The sequence below is a fragment of the Actinoplanes sandaracinus genome (assembly GCF_030009775.1).
In the GTDB taxonomy this organism is placed as follows: domain Bacteria; phylum Actinomycetota; class Actinomycetes; order Mycobacteriales; family Micromonosporaceae; genus Actinoplanes; species Actinoplanes sandaracinus.
Window position 1 is genome coordinate 30,701 of record NZ_JASCTH010000028.1, and the last position, 14,235, is coordinate 44,935.

Below are 14,235 nucleotides of genomic sequence, written 5' to 3' on the forward strand. Positions count from 1 at the left end.
CCGTGAGCGGGCTGCGCCTCCCCCGTTGAGAGCCGCACCGCCTCACCACCTCGCTGGGGGCGATCATGGAATTACGGTGGCGAAGCGGCGTCGGAGAGAAGGTTGCCGTAGGCATCTATCGATTCTCTGTCGATCCGCTCTCGGTGCCACGAGTAGGCTTTGATGGCGGCGCACGGGACGGGGAACTACTTTGCGCTACCAAGCAATAGCACTACTGTCAGTTACATCTAGCGAGCTGCCGGTGACGGTGGCCGATGAGTGAACGACGCTTCCGCATCCTCGGCCCTCTCGAGGTCACGGTGGACGGCGAACCGGTGGCCGTCACCGCGGGCCGGGACCGGGTCGTCCTCGCGGCACTGCTGCTCAACTCCGGCCGGATCGTCGGGTTCGGCGAGCTGGCCCGCGCGGTCTGGGACGAGGAACCCCCGGCCACGGCCCGTGGGCAGCTGCAGACGTGCGTGTCGCGGCTGCGCCGGATGCTGCCGGACGGGGCGATCCGGACCGACCCGGCCGGTTACGGGCTCACCCTGGGCCCCGACGAGCTGGACGCCAACGTCTTCCTCCGCCTGCTCGAGGCGGCGCGGTCGGCGGCCGATCCCGGGGCGGCACGTGCGGCGTACCGGGAGGCCCTCGATCTGTGGCGTGGCCCTGCCTGCGCCGAGATCGACGCCCCGGCGGTGCGCCAGGCGGCGGCGATGCTCGACGAGCGCCGCGCGGTGGCGCTCGAGGACGCCATGGACCTGGAACTGGAGGCCGGCCGGGCACGGGAACTGCTGGGCGAGCTGGCCGCGCTGGTCGATCGGTTCCCGCTGCGGGAGCGGCTGCGCGGACAACTGATGCTCGCGCTGTTGCGGGCCGGGCGGCAGGGGGACGCGCTGGCGGAGTTCCGCCGGGCCCGTGACGTGCTGCGCGGCGAGCTGGGCATCGAGCCCGGCCACGAGCTGCAGCAACTGCACCGCGACATACTGGCCGGGGCGGTGCCGGGGGACGTTGCGGCCACCGGTGGCCCGGCCGGGCCGATCCGGTGCCTTCCGCGTACGGTCCGCGACTTCACCGGCCGCCAGGACCAGGTCGACCGCCTGATCGCGGGAATCGCCGAGGCCGGGGCGGCCGGTCCGGTGGTGGCCGTCCTCGACGGGATGGCCGGCAGCGGCAAGACCACCCTCGCCCTGCATCTCGCCGGCCTGCTCGGCGATCGGTACCCGGACGCGCACCTCTTCGTGGATCTCCAGGGCCACAGCGAGCAGGATCCGGTGGAGCCGGCCGCGGCGCTGCTCATCCTGCTCCGGCAGCTCGGGGTGACGCCCGAGGAGATCCCGGCCGGCTCGGTGGAGCGGGTCGGGTTCTGGCGTAACCAGATGGCCGGGCGGCGGAGCCTGATCATCCTGGACAACGTGGCCACCAGCACTCAGATCGCCGACCTGCTGCCCAGCACGCCCGGCAGCCTGGCCCTGGTCACCGGGCGGCGCCGGCTCGCCGGACTGGACGGCATCCAGCTGGAGTCCCTGCCGGTGCTCGCGCACGACGAGGCGGTGACCCTGCTGGAGCGGATCGTCGGCGAGCGGGTGCGAGCCGAGCCGGAGGCGGCGGCCGAGGTGGTCCGGCGCTGCGGCGGCCTGCCGCTGGCGGTGCGGCTGGCCGGGGCCCGGCTCGCGCACCGGCCGCGCTGGCGGGTGGCCGACCTGCTGCGCCGGCTGGGCGAGTCGGCGCTGCCCGAGCTGGCAGCCGAGGACCGGACCCTGGCCGGGGCGCTGACCCTCACCTACCGTCAGCTTCCCGCGCCGACCCAGCGGGTGTTCCGACTGCTCGGCGTTCATCCCGGCACATGCGTCGACGACCTCGCGGTGGCCGCGCTCGCCGGCCTGCCCCTCGACGAGGCCCGGGACGTGCTCGATGAGCTCGTCGACGTGCACCTGCTGGAGGAACCGGAGCCCGACGTGTTCCGGCTGCACGACCTGCTCCGTGAGTACGCCAGGATGCTCGCCGCCGATCTGCCCGCCGAGGAACGCCGGGGAGCGCTCGAAGGTGTGCTCGACCTTCAGCTGCACGCCCTGATCGCGGCTACCGCGCCCAATCACCGGCCGGTCCTGACCCGTGACATCAAATGGCCGCAGCCAGAGCGTCCCGACCTGGTCGTGGCCCTGGAAGACCCGCACGCACGGCTGGAACGAGAGCGGCCCGGCCTGGTCATGTATGTCGAGGCGGCCGCGGGGGTGGGGCGAGCCGACCTGTCCTGGAAGATCGCACGTGCCGCCTGGCAGCCGCTCTACTACCAGGGCTACACCGACGACGTCCGCGACCTGAACATGCGGGCGATGGCGAAGATCAAGACGTCTGGGGACCGGTCGGCCATCGCCACCATCGCCAACTACCTGGCCTCCGTCTATTGCCGGACCGTCGAGAACCGGGAGGCCGAGCAGTACCTTCTGCTCTCGATCCGGCTGCGTGAGGAGCTCGGCGAGCACGGCGCGGTCGCGACCGGCTACGGCAACCTGGGGACGATCTACTACTCCGAGGGCCGGTTCGCCGAATGCATCGAGGCACTGCTCACCTCCCGCCGGATCCGCACCCGCAACCGCTATGCGAACGCGTCCAACAGCACCCTGGCTACCCTCACCGAGGTGTTCAACCGGCTGGGCCGTCACGATGAGGCGCTCTACTACGCCCGGCTCTGGCTGTTCTCGGTCATCGAGCACCGGGCAGACGGCCAGATCGCCGGCGCCCTGCGCAAGGTGCAGCAGCTCAAGTACGAGAAAGGCGTGATCGGCGCGGCCACCGCACACCGCTGGCTCGACGTGGTGAACCGGCTGGCCAGCCGCTCAGGGTATCGATCGGTCCAGGCGGAGGTCCACCACGATCGGGCTGTGCTGCTCCGCGACGCCGGCCGGTACGCCGAGGCGATCGCCGAGCACGAACAGGCGGTGGCCCTCATGGCTCGCCTTCGGGACCTGCAGTACGAGGTCGAGTACCGCCACTCCTGGGCTACCACGCTGCGGCTGTCCGGGGATCTCGCCGGCGCCCGTGCGATGTACGTGCGCTCACTCCGGATGGCCCGGGCCACGCAGTTGCAGTACTCCATCGCCTGTGCCGGAGCCGGGCTCGCCGCCTGCCTGGACCCGGGCGATCCGGAGGCGGTCCGGCTCCGCCGGCAGGCGCGTGAGCTCTACCACCGCATGGGGATCGAGAGTAACGACTGCGACCCTCGATGAGTCGAGAGAGGATGGTCCGGTGACGACTGACGAGAGTGGCTTCCGCATCGAACGCGACACGATGGGCGAGGTGCGGGTGCCCGCCGCCGCCCTGTGGCGCGCCCAGACCCAGCGCGCCGTGGAGAACTTCCCGATCTCCGGCCGCGGCCTGGAACCGTCCCACATCCGGGCGCTCGCCCGCATCAAGGGCGCTGCCGCCCGGGTCAACGCGAGCCTCGGAGTCCTGGAGAAGGACCTGGCCGAGTCGATCGCGACCGCCGCGGCCCATGTCGCCGCCGGCGGTTACGACGACCAGTTCCCGGTCGACGTCTTCCAGACCGGCTCCGGCACCTCGTCCAACATGAACGCCAACGAGGTGATCGCCACTCTGGCCAGCCGTGACCTGGGCCGCCCGGTGCACCCGAACGACCACGTCAACGCGTCGCAGTCGTCCAACGACGTCTTCCCCTCCTCGATCCACGTCGCCGCCACCGAGGCGGTCGGCCGCGATCTCATCCCGGCGCTGGAGCACCTCGCCGCGGCACTGCACGGGAAGGCCGTCGCCTGGAGCGAGGTGGTCAAGAGCGGCCGCACGCACCTCATGGACGCCACCCCGGTCACCCTGGGGCAGGAATTCTCCGGGTACGCCCGGCAGGTCACCAACGGTGTCGAGCGTCTCACCGCCACCCTGCCCCGGCTGGGTGAGCTCCCGCTCGGCGGCACCGCGGTCGGCACCGGGGTGAACACGCCGCCCGGGTTCGCCGCGGCGGTGATCAGGCTGCTCGCCGACGAGACCGGCCTGCCGCTGACCGAGGCCCGCGATCACTTCGAGGCGCAGGGCGCCCGGGACGCGCTGGTCGAGGTGTCCGGCCAGCTGCGGGTGGTGGCCGCCGGCCTCTACAAGATCGCCAACGACATCCGGTGGATGGGCTCCGGGCCCCGCGCCGGCCTGCGGGAGCTGCGCCTGCCCGACCTGCAGCCCGGTTCGTCGATCATGCCGGGCAAGGTGAACCCGGTGGTGCCCGAGGCAGTGCGCCAGGTCGCCGCGCAGGTCATCGGCAACGACGCCACGGTCGCCTTCGCCGGCACCCAGGGCGATTTCGAACTCAACGTGATGCTCCCGGTGATGGCCCGTAACGTGCTGGAGTCGATCCGCCTGCTGGCCGCGGTGTCCAGGCTGTTCGCCGACCGCTGCATCGACGGCCTGGAGGCCGACGAGGAGATCACCCGGGGTTACGCCGAGGGGTCACCGTCGATCGTCACCCCGCTCAACCGCCACCTCGGGTACGACGAGGCTGCCGCGATCGCGAAGCAGGCGCTCGCGTCGGGCCGGACCATCCGCGAAGTGGTGATCGAGCGTGGCCACGTCGCGAACGGCACGCTCACCGAGGCCCAGTTGGACGAAGCACTCGACGTCCTCCGGATGACGCGTCCCTGAGTGCAGGCCGGTACCCTTGTACGGTGACTCTGCGCTTGTACGACACCGCGACCCGATCGGTCCGGGACTTCGTCCCGATGACGCCCGGTCAGGTGGGGATCTACCTGTGTGGCGTCACCGTGCAGTCTTCCCCGCACATCGGCCATCTCCGTTCCGCCGTCAACTACGACGTGCTGCGCCGCTGGCTCATGCACACCGGGCTGGAGGTGACGTTCATCCGCAACGTCACCGACGTGGACGACAAGATCCTGCAGAAGTCGGTGGAGCACGGTAAGCCGTACTGGGCGATCGCCTACGAGAACCGGCTCCGGTTGAGCCGGGACTACACGGCGCTCAACGTGCTGGAGCCCACCTACGAGCCGCTGGCCACCGGGCACATCACCGAGATGCACGAGCTGATCGAGACGCTGATCGAGCGCGGGCACGCCTATCCGGGCGCCGGCGACTGCGCCGACGTCTACTTCGACGTGCGCTCCTTCGCCGAGTACGGCGCGCTCTCCGGCCAGAAGCCGGACGACATGCAGAGCGCCGCTGACGCCCCGGTCCGGGACAAGCGCGACCACCGCGACTTCGCCCTGTGGAAAGGCGTGAAGCCGGAGGAGCCACGCGACGCGTACTGGTCGTCCCCGTGGGGCCGGGGCCGTCCGGGCTGGCACATCGAGTGCTCGGCGATGGCCCGGCGCTACCTCGGCGACGAGTTCGACATCCACGGCGGCGGTCTGGACCTGACCTTCCCGCACCACGAGAACGAGCTGGCCCAGTCCAAGGCGGCCGGTCTGGGCTTCGCCCGGTTCTGGGTGCACCACGCGCTGCTCAACCTGGGCGACTCCAAGATGAGCAAGTCGCTGGGCAACGTCATCGATCTGGACTCGGTCGTCGAGGGCGGGGTCCGGCAGGTCGAGTTGCGTTACTACCTGGGCAGCCCGCACTATCGCTCCCGGATCGACTATTCCGACGAGGCGCTGAAAGAGGCCGCGGTCGCCTACCGGCGGATCGAGGGCTTCGTGCACCGCGCGGCCGAGGTGGTCGGCCCGGGCCGGCCCAAGCAGGTGCCGCCGGCCTTCGCCGACGCGATGAACGACGATCTGAACACGTCAGCGGCGCTGGCGATCGTGCACGACACCGTGCGGGAGGGCAACACCGCCCTGGCCGCCGGGGACGAGCCGGCCATCCGGGGCGCGCTCACCGCGGTCCGGGCCATGCTCGGTGTGCTCGGCCTCGACCCGTTCGACGAGAAGTGGAGCGGCGGCGAGGGTGGCAACGACCTGAAGCCGGTCGTCGACTCGCTGGTCGCGCTGGCACTGGAACAGCGGGCGCAGGCCCGCACACGTAAGGACTGGGTGGCCGCCGACTCGGTGCGCGACCAGCTCAAGAACGCGGGTATTCAGGTGGAGGACACTCCGGCCGGGCCGCGATGGACGGTAGGAGAACAGCACTGATGCCAGGAAATTCCTTCAACGCGAGCCGGCGTTCCACCTCGAAGAAGGGCGCCACGGCGGGTTCGGGCGGTAAGAATCGCTCCGGGCTCAAGGGTCGAGGCAAGACCCTGCCCGCCGACGAGCGGCCGTGGCACAAGGGTTACTCGGGCTCGGAGAAGCTGCCCGAGAAGACCGCCCGTAAGCAGGACAAGGAGCGCCGGGCCGCGGCCGCCGAGGGCCGCGCGCCCAAGGTCGGCATCCCCGGCTCCAAGGACACCACCTGGGGCCGTGGCGGCGGTCGTGCCCCCGGCATGACCCGCACCCAGACGTCCCGCGGCGGCGTCCGGGGCACCGGCCCGCGCGGTCCGCGCATCGCGCCGGGCCGCAAGTCCAACCCGACCAAGGAAGGTCCCGAGCTGCTGCTCGGCCGTAACCCGGTGGTGGAGGCGCTGCGCGCGCTGGTGCCGTCCACCGCGCTCTACGTGGCGCAGGGCATCGACATCGACGATCGGATCAACGAGATCGTCCGCACCGCCGGTGACCGTGGCATCCCGATCCTCGAGATCAGCCGCAACGAGCTGGACCGGATGACCGGCGGGGTGCTGCACCAGGGCGTCGGCCTTCAGGTGCCGCCCTTCGCGTACGAGGACTTCGACGACCTGGTCAGCGCGGCTCTGGAGCAGACCGCCCCGCTGCTGGTCGCGCTCGACGGCATCACCGACCCGCGCAACCTCGGCGCGGTGATCCGGTCGGTGGCGGCGTTCGGCGGGCACGGCGTCTTCATGACCGAGCGGCGGGCCGCCGGCATCACCGCGACCGCCTGGCGCACCAGCGCCGGTGCGGCCGCGCGCGTCCCGGTCTCGCAGGTGGTCAACCTGACCCGGGCGGTCAAGGCGGCGCAGAAAGCCGGCTTCACCGCGATCGGCCTCGACGCCGACGGCGAGACCGACCTCTACCAGCTGGAAGCGGCGGTCGGCCCGCTGCTCGTGGTGGTCGGCTCCGAGGGGCGCGGGCTGTCCCGCCTGGTCGGCGAGACCTGCGACCTGCGGGTCAGCATCCCGATGGCCTCCGACGTGGAGTCGCTGAACGCCAGCGTGGCGGCAGCGGTCACCCTCGCCGAGGTGAGCCGCCGCCGCCTCCACGGCTAGGCCTTTTCAGAAGTAGGCGCGCAGGCGGTTGCCATCCGTGAGGAAGAGGCGGCCGCCTGCCACCGCCGGCGGATAATTCTGGTCGCTCGGCATGCCGCCCTTCTTCGCCTGGCCGGTGGTGGCGTCGACGATCGACAGCGCTGAACCCAGGCCGGACGGGCTGTACAGCAACTGGCCGGCCCGCACCGGCTGGCCGGCCGCGTCCGGCAGGTGCACTGACCAGAGCTTCTTCCCGGTTCGCGCGTCCAGGGTGATGACACTGCGGTAACGCGGAAAGTAGACGAACCTGTCGTCGGCGGTGACCGAGGGCGCCGGCCAGGTGGACTCCCAGGCCCGGTTGCCGTTCGCCGAGTCGATCGCGGCCAGCCCGCCGCCCAGGCCACGGATGTAGAAGCGGGAGCCGCTCGGGTTGCTGCCGACGGCGTACCAGTCCTGCGGCGTGCGCCAGATGGTCGTGCCGGTCTTGACGTCGACCGCCCGCGACCCCTCGCCCTCGGTGCGCAGCAGCAGCCGCCCGTTGGCCGACAGCAGGCCGTCCCCCCGGGTGCCGAACAGCTTCCACAGCCGGGCGCCCGTGGCCAGCCGGTGCGCGACCGTCGACGTCTCGAAGTCGGGCCGGGTGTCCACCACGATCACACCCCGGTCGACGATCATGTCCTGAGTGGGCGCGCCGAGCGGGATCTCCCAGAGCCGGGCGCCGGTGGCGGCACGGAACGCGGTCAGGAAGCTGTGCTGGTTGTCGCACGCGTAGGTGAGGGTCGCCAGCAGGCCGTCGGCGAGGGCCATCCGGGTGACACCACGGCGCTTCAGATCCACGTGCCAGCGCCGGTCGCCGGTCGCCGGGTCGTACGCTCCAATGCCGCCGGGGTCACTGGTGAACACGTGGCCGTACCCGGCGAGGGGTTCCCGGCCGACCTCGCACTCCGGGGATCCGTGGGTGGGGATCTCCCAGCGGAGGGCCACCGCGTCGACCGTCGCGCCGGTCAGCCGGCTCTCCACCGGATTGTAGAAGGTCAGACCCGGGCCGTACCCGGTCTGTGCCCACTCCGAAGCGGGAGCCGGAGCCGGCGCGGGCGGGGTGGGCAGACCGAGTGCCGCGGTGAGAGCGGCTATCAGGAAGGAGTTCACGCAAGATCAACGATTGGAGGCGAGATCGATGATGCGAAGCGCGCTCCCGCCACCCGGGGACGATCCGGGTGGCGGAAAAACGGTGAATCAGGCGTACGTGTAGGTGTTCCTGTGGTCGAGTACGGTGGCCGGCGTGACGCCCGTCCACGGCTGCATCGTCTCGTTCAGGTCCACCACACCGGGCGTGCCGGCGGCCGGCAGGTAACGGCTGCTGTCGAAGCCCCAGCGGGTCTGCCACTGCGACCACAGCCGGTCGATGTTGCAGTGGTGCAGCCAGAAGACCGGATCGTTCGGCGAGTCCTGCTGACCCATGTGACCGCCCACCCAGACATGCGCCGAGTTGTGCAGGTTGGGGGTCTGCCAGCCCTCCATCCGGTTGCGCATGCCGCTGGTGGCGGAGCTGTTCCACGGCGCGGCGTCGTACGCCGAGATGCCCAGCACCGAGGTGACCTGGGCGGCGGTCGGCAGAGTGTTGCTGCCCATGGCCCGGCGCAGCGACGTCGACGACGACGCGCTGGCGGTGATGCGCCAGTTGGCGGAGCCGGCGAACGGGCCGGTGGTGACCGGGCCGTTCCCGCCGGAGCCGTTGCCGCCCATGAGGTCGGCGGTGAACGGCGCACCGGTGATGCTGCGGTCCACGGTCCAGTCCCAGTACGGAATCGAGACCGTGGCGTCGAAGGCCTGCAGAGCCCGCTCGAACTCGATCAGGTACTGCCGGTGCCACGGCAGGAAAGACGGCGACCGGTGGGCGTACTGGATGCCGCCGACGCTCGCGAAGTAGGTCATGTGTGTGGTGACGAACCAGTCGTAGTTGCGACCGGTGGTCTGCGCCTTCAACCGCTTGACGGCGGCGACGAAGGCCGCCTTCTCGCCGCTGGTCAGGTTACGTGCGCTCTTACGTACGCCCATGGGTGTGCCTTTCGAAGGAGCTGGGTCAGCGGACGTGGTCGTGTCCGGCGCCGGCCAGAGCGGTGAGCTCCGTGTCGCCGAGGACGTCGACCGCCCGTTTGGTGAGCTTGAGCAGGCCGTTGGAGTTCCGGTCCGCGTCGATCAGAACGGGCTCGTAGTGGTTGATGGCGCTGATGTAGCCGATGGTCACGCCGCCACCGGCGGCCGGCAGCTCGATCTCCATGACGGACAGTTTCCGGCCGTTGATGTAGACCTCGTGCGACCTGTTCGGCCGCTGCCCCCGGGCGCTCAGGGCGGCGACGCCGGTCACGGGGTGCGTGCCCTTGATCTTCTTGCCGCGGTACTCCATCTCGAAGTCGCGCGGGTCCCGCGCGGCGGCGGGAGTGGCCAGGACCTGGGCGCCGGCGACGCCGGCGACCACGGCAGCGGCGGCGGCTCCGTAACGGAGGGCGTCACGACGGCTCACGGTGGACATGTGTGCTGTGTTCCTCTTCTGATCGGGGTGGATCGACTCGGGCGGAGTGCCCCGCGGCACGAACGGCCGCGGGGCACCGGTGTCAGCTCAGCTGTTCGCCGCGGGAGTGAAGACGTCGCATTTGCGGCCCTGCTCGGCGCGCTTCACCGTGGTGCCGGTGCACAGGCGCACCTCGGGCTGGAAGCCGCCCCACAGGAACTCGGACTTGACCGCGAAGTTGGTCTTCCCGGGACGGCACAGGCTGTTGAGAGTGCGCCACTCGATGCCGTCGGCCGGGCCGTTGTACGCGATCTGCACGACGGCGCACTGGTTACGGCCGTTCATGGCCAGGGTGCCGTTGACCGCGATCGGCGGAACCGGCCGCTCCGGGATGCTCATCATCCGGTCGTAGGTGCCGTAGGCGGTGGCCTTGCCTTCGGCGAGCTCGAACGTGTTGTCCGCGGCGAGGGCCGGAGTGGCGGCCAGAGCCACGGCGACACCGGCGCCGGCGAGTACGCCGAGGGTGCGGCTGACGAACGACTTCATAAAGTGCTCCTCAATTGTGTCAAGGGCGCGTGGCAGTGCTGCCCGGGAGGTAATCCGGGCAGCACAAAATGAACTCATGGCAATGCAGATGAACGGGCACCCGAATAGCCCGGGGATGCCCCGGTGGAATGGTGCTGAAGGTCAGCGGACGATCAGCGTGTAACTCGGCACGAATCCGGTCTGGCAGCGGAATGACACCCAGGCCTTCCGCGCGACGCCGTCGGCGCCGACCTTGTTGCACTCGGCCTGAGCATCGGCCACCTCGTTGAAGGCGGCCGTGTAGACCACTGTTTCGGTCTCGCGCGGCGCGGTGCGCGCCCGGTGGCTGACAATCAGGTCGTCACCAGCGAAGCCGGAGCGCACGGAGAACGACTTCCAGACGCCGGCCTGCTGGCCGGACTGGCCGATGACCGCCGCGCGGCCGAAGTCGTAGGTGCCCAGCAGACCGGTGGTGACCCGGGCCGGCGCGGCCTGGGCCGCAGCCGGGGCGAGCACGGCCGCGATGGTGCCGGCCAGAATGGCACCACGTGTGATGGAACGCATTATTTCGGTGTCCTTTCCGTAAAGTCCGGGGGTCTCCCGAGACAAAGTGGACAACCGTGCGGTAAGGATCGTGTCTCCCCGCGCGGCATTACCGAACATACATGAGCCATGCCGTTCGGCAATGGTGGGGCCGAAGGTCATGTCCGCGCGTTCGTATTGTTCTCGAGTCTGTTGTTTTCGCAGCTGATTTCGGTGCCAAAAATGGCTTACCCCCGCCGAATGGCGGGGATGAGCGGCCGCCGAGTGGCCGGATGGCAGCTCGCCGACCGGCCATCCCGGGCCCGCTGTTCGACCCGAATGAAAGCGAGGGTCAGATCCGTCCACCCGGACGGATCTGACCCTCGAAAACGTTTAAAAGTAGTGTCTCGGTATTAGCCGTATATGTCGCTCAGAGTGGCCACTTCGGACCCGGCATCGAGGCCGCGAACGCCGCGAGTTCCCGGCCGGCGTGCCGTCTCCTACCCGGCGAGGTGCTTCCGGGCGAAGGCGATGTTGTGGGGCAGTGCCTGCCGCCACACGTTGTGGCCGGTGGCGTAGTGCCGGTAGGTGACGTCCGCCCGGTGCATCCGCATCTCGGTGACCTGCAGGTCGGTCAGGAACGGGAAGGCCGTCAGGTCGAATCGGCCCTGGTTCACCAGCACTGGCGCGTCGAAACCGGACACCGGCAGCCTCGTGACGTCGCGCAGCACCGCCGGGAACCGGCCGGTGTTCAGCGGCTTCGCCAGCATCTGCCCGATCGACGTGCCCCGCGCCCGGGTGTTCATGTCGAAATAGCACAGCCGATGCGCGTCGTCGACGATCGCGCGGCCGATCGGTGTCAGATAGGCATCGAGGTCGAAGTCCGGCCGGGCCGTTTCGAGTCCGGCGAGGATGTAGGAGACGTAGGTCGTGTAGTCCGGCGCGGGCAGCGGGGGAACGTACGGCCCGGCGATCGGGATGTAGCCCTCGACCTTGGTGGCCGGCGCGTCGGCCATGGCGGCGGCCAGCCGGAGCTCCGGCGCCCGTTCCGCCGCTTTCGCCGCGGTGGCGAGGGTGGCGTGGCCGCCCTGCGACATGCCGTTCACCACATAGCTGATGGACAGGGCCGGCGCCACCGACCGCGCGGCGCGCACGGAGTCGATCACCGCGTTGGCTTCCGCGTCGGCGTCCAGATAGGCGTGTGATCCGTCGGACCCGATACCGATGTACTCGGTGGCGACGAAGGCGAAACCCGCCTCGATCCACGGGGTCACGACATTGACGTCCGCCGGGGCCGCCCCGTAGTCGTCGGTGTAGGCGCAGTCGTCGCCGAGCCCGGCCGTGACGTGGGCGTTGGCCAGGATCGGCCAGCCGCCCGCCGGCGCCGTGCCGGTGGGCACGTAGATGGTGGCGAGCGCGTGGCGTGGCTGGTCGAGCGAGTCGCGAGTCCAGTACTTGATCGACATCGCGGTGCTTCCGGGTGCTTCCTTGCCCGGGAGCGGCGTCGACGCGATCACCGAGCCGGGAGCGCCGCCCGGCTCGGCGGCCGCCGCCGGAACGGGCAGCCCGAGAGCCAGCAGCGGGCCGATCGCCAGGGGCATGATGCGGCGAAGGGAAGGCATCGACATCACTCGTTTCTATCGGCGGGGAGGCTGATCCCGCGACCGCCGGACATCTCCGGTCGTGGCGGCGAGCCACGCCGAGAGCCGGCATTGTTAGGTTAGGCAACCCTAACATCGGCCACGCCGCCGATCTGACGGTCGGTGTCGCCCTCAGTGACCGGTGCGGCGCCAGCCGGGGCGGTCCTCCCGCCGCTGACGCCGCATGCGACGACTTACATCGATCTATCCCCGGCGCAACCGGGCATGTTCCCGGCGCTCTCGCACAATCTGCATGTCACGCATGACGTAGATGGCTGTCCCGCTTCCGATCATCACCAGAAGTAAGATCGTCGCCACAACGCTTCGGTCAGGGAATATCAGTGCGCCAAGGGCACCCAACGTGATTAGCCAGTAGGGGCCCGGCACGCCCTTCATTGCCAATGCCGCTCCTTTCGAATGCTACGTGAAGCACGCAGTTCGGATCGAACCGATCCCGAAGAGTTCGGCACCCACGGCGCCGATGGCCTTGGTGATCGCCTCTTCCTTCTTGCCCTTGGGTGCCTGCTTGTACGCCTTGTAGGCAATCTGCATCGTCTTCTTCAGGGACCCGAACCTCTTGACGACCCGGGCCACCTTCAGAACAAGCAGAGTGTTGCTCGCGATCGTCGTAGTCACGACGCCGACGCATTTCGACCAGCCCCAGAAACCCTCCGGATCCGCGACGACCGGATAGGCCGTTCCCGGACCGTGGTCGATCACCTGGATCAGCTTCCGGTCGTCCACGACGAAGCGGGTGGGCACGGGGCGTCCGTTGGCGTCGAAAGCCCACGGTTCGGCGATGCCGCCGAGATCGTCTCCTGCCGCGTTCCGGATACTGGCCGATCCATCCGCTTCCACCTTCAGCGCGGCGTCGGCCGGCAGGCTGAGCGGGAACTCGTAACGGGTGGGCGCTGCGCTGTTCTCGACGAGGACAAGCGACTGGAAGCTGGAGGGGCTGCCGTACGTCGCCACGCTGGACGTGGGTTGCTTGGCCACGCCCAGCAGCGTGCCGGCTTCCAGCTCTGCCGCCTTCTGAGCCACGATGGGCGACGGCGCCTCATTGCTGTCAGCGCCGGGGAGGTCGACGAGAACCTCGCCCTCCTCCGCACCGGAGATCGATACCGTGGTGTTGAGCCGATCATAGGTCGGTTGGTATGCGGTGGCAGGGTCGAAGGCGGAGTCGAACAGGACAAGATCGAAGGTGGTGCTGGCGCCGATCTCTTCATCGAACGCACGCAGCACGCCGTCAGTGCCAAGCACTGCCGGGCCGGCGTAGACGACGGCCGGCTTAGCGCCGCTGGCCGGCATCGTCACAGTCAGCGGAATGTGCCCCTTCGCGTCACGAGCGGCGGCGACGACGTCCGGCAGGCCGATCCAGGAGTCGAACGACCCATCTGGCCACGAGTATCCCCAGCCCACCTCGACGTCGGTGTTGCCGGCGGATTTGACGGAAATCGTTAGGTTGGCGCCGGAGACCGGGTTCCCTTCGGCGTTCCTGAGCGTGCCGGTCATGGTCGTGGCGGCACTCTCCGACGCTACGTCGGCGCGCGCGCCGAGCGTCTCGGCGTGCGCCATTTCCGGCATGGCAGCGAGCGCCACGACCGACGACAGCAAGATGGCGGCGATATGCCGCGTCAGATGCTTTGCATGAATTGACACAAGTTCCCCTGCGTTTCCCATGTGGCCCTCGGCCTGGAGAGCCGATTGCCAACATAAAACAGTGCATGTTTCTGCGAAGCGACGCGGCTGCCGTGTTCGATATCGACCGACACCTGGTCGCTGTTCACTTCAGTGCTGCCGTCGTTCGCGATTTCGGTGGCTATCCCTGCCGGATGTCTTCACAGCAGCAATGTCCCGCACGACGT

At 69.6% G+C, this 14,235-nt stretch carries 11 protein-coding genes; 4 read left to right on the top strand and 7 right to left on the bottom strand.

Annotated elements, in window-relative coordinates:
• The first annotated feature begins 254 nt into the window (after positions 1-254).
• From QLQ12_RS35020 to rlmB, 4 genes are read left to right on the top strand one after another with little or no spacing between them, the layout of a single operon-like run.
• Positions 255-3,209 (top strand): AfsR/SARP family transcriptional regulator, encoded by a 2,955-nt coding sequence (locus QLQ12_RS35020; protein WP_282765083.1) that lies wholly within the window; start codon positions 255-257, stop codon positions 3,207-3,209.
• Between the two features lie 19 nt (positions 3,210-3,228).
• Positions 3,229-4,626, top strand: a complete 1,398-nt coding sequence (locus tag QLQ12_RS35025; RefSeq protein ID WP_282765085.1) for a class II fumarate hydratase — start codon at positions 3,229-3,231, stop codon at positions 4,624-4,626.
• A gap of 23 nt (positions 4,627-4,649) precedes the next feature.
• The gene (gene cysS / locus QLQ12_RS35030; RefSeq protein ID WP_282765086.1) at positions 4,650-6,065 is read left to right on the top strand and encodes a cysteine--tRNA ligase; all 1,416 of its coding nucleotides are present in this window, start codon (positions 4,650-4,652) and stop codon (positions 6,063-6,065) included.
• Positions 6,065-7,192, top strand: a complete 1,128-nt coding sequence (gene rlmB, locus QLQ12_RS35035) for a 23S rRNA (guanosine(2251)-2'-O)-methyltransferase RlmB (protein WP_282765087.1) — start codon at positions 6,065-6,067, stop codon at positions 7,190-7,192. The genes cysS and rlmB overlap by 1 nt, the downstream gene beginning before the upstream one ends.
• A 6-nt stretch (positions 7,193-7,198) precedes the next feature.
• Here rlmB and QLQ12_RS35040 read toward each other — a convergent pair whose 3' ends face one another.
• The 7 genes from QLQ12_RS35040 to QLQ12_RS35070 form a co-directional block, all read right to left on the bottom strand.
• Positions 7,199-8,320, bottom strand: a complete 1,122-nt coding sequence (locus QLQ12_RS35040; RefSeq protein WP_282765088.1) for a PQQ-binding-like beta-propeller repeat protein — start codon at positions 8,318-8,320, stop codon at positions 7,199-7,201.
• 87 nt (positions 8,321-8,407) lie between these two features.
• Positions 8,408-9,229: a tyrosinase family protein gene (locus tag QLQ12_RS35045; protein ID WP_282765090.1), complete on the bottom strand. Its 822-nt coding sequence runs from the start codon at positions 9,227-9,229 to the stop codon at positions 8,408-8,410.
• 25 nt (positions 9,230-9,254) lie between these two features.
• Entirely contained in the window at positions 9,255-9,704 is a 450-nt protein-coding gene (locus QLQ12_RS35050) for a tyrosinase family oxidase copper chaperone (protein WP_282765091.1), read from the bottom strand.
• A gap of 87 nt (positions 9,705-9,791) precedes the next feature.
• Positions 9,792-10,229 (bottom strand): hypothetical protein, encoded by a 438-nt coding sequence (locus tag QLQ12_RS35055; RefSeq protein ID WP_282765092.1) that lies wholly within the window; start codon positions 10,227-10,229, stop codon positions 9,792-9,794.
• A 141-nt stretch (positions 10,230-10,370) separates the two neighbouring features.
• Entirely contained in the window at positions 10,371-10,913 is a 543-nt protein-coding gene (locus tag QLQ12_RS35060; RefSeq protein WP_282765093.1) for a hypothetical protein, read from the bottom strand.
• 317 nt (positions 10,914-11,230) lie between these two features.
• Positions 11,231-12,352 carry a lipase family protein gene (locus QLQ12_RS35065; protein ID WP_282765094.1) on the bottom strand — a complete coding sequence of 374 codons (1,122 nt, stop codon included), beginning with the start codon at positions 12,350-12,352 and terminating at the stop codon, positions 11,231-11,233.
• A gap of 438 nt (positions 12,353-12,790) precedes the next feature.
• Positions 12,791-13,984, bottom strand: a complete 1,194-nt coding sequence (locus QLQ12_RS35070) for an Ig-like domain-containing protein (protein ID WP_282765095.1) — start codon at positions 13,982-13,984, stop codon at positions 12,791-12,793.
• Positions 13,985-14,235: the final 251 nt, after the last annotated feature.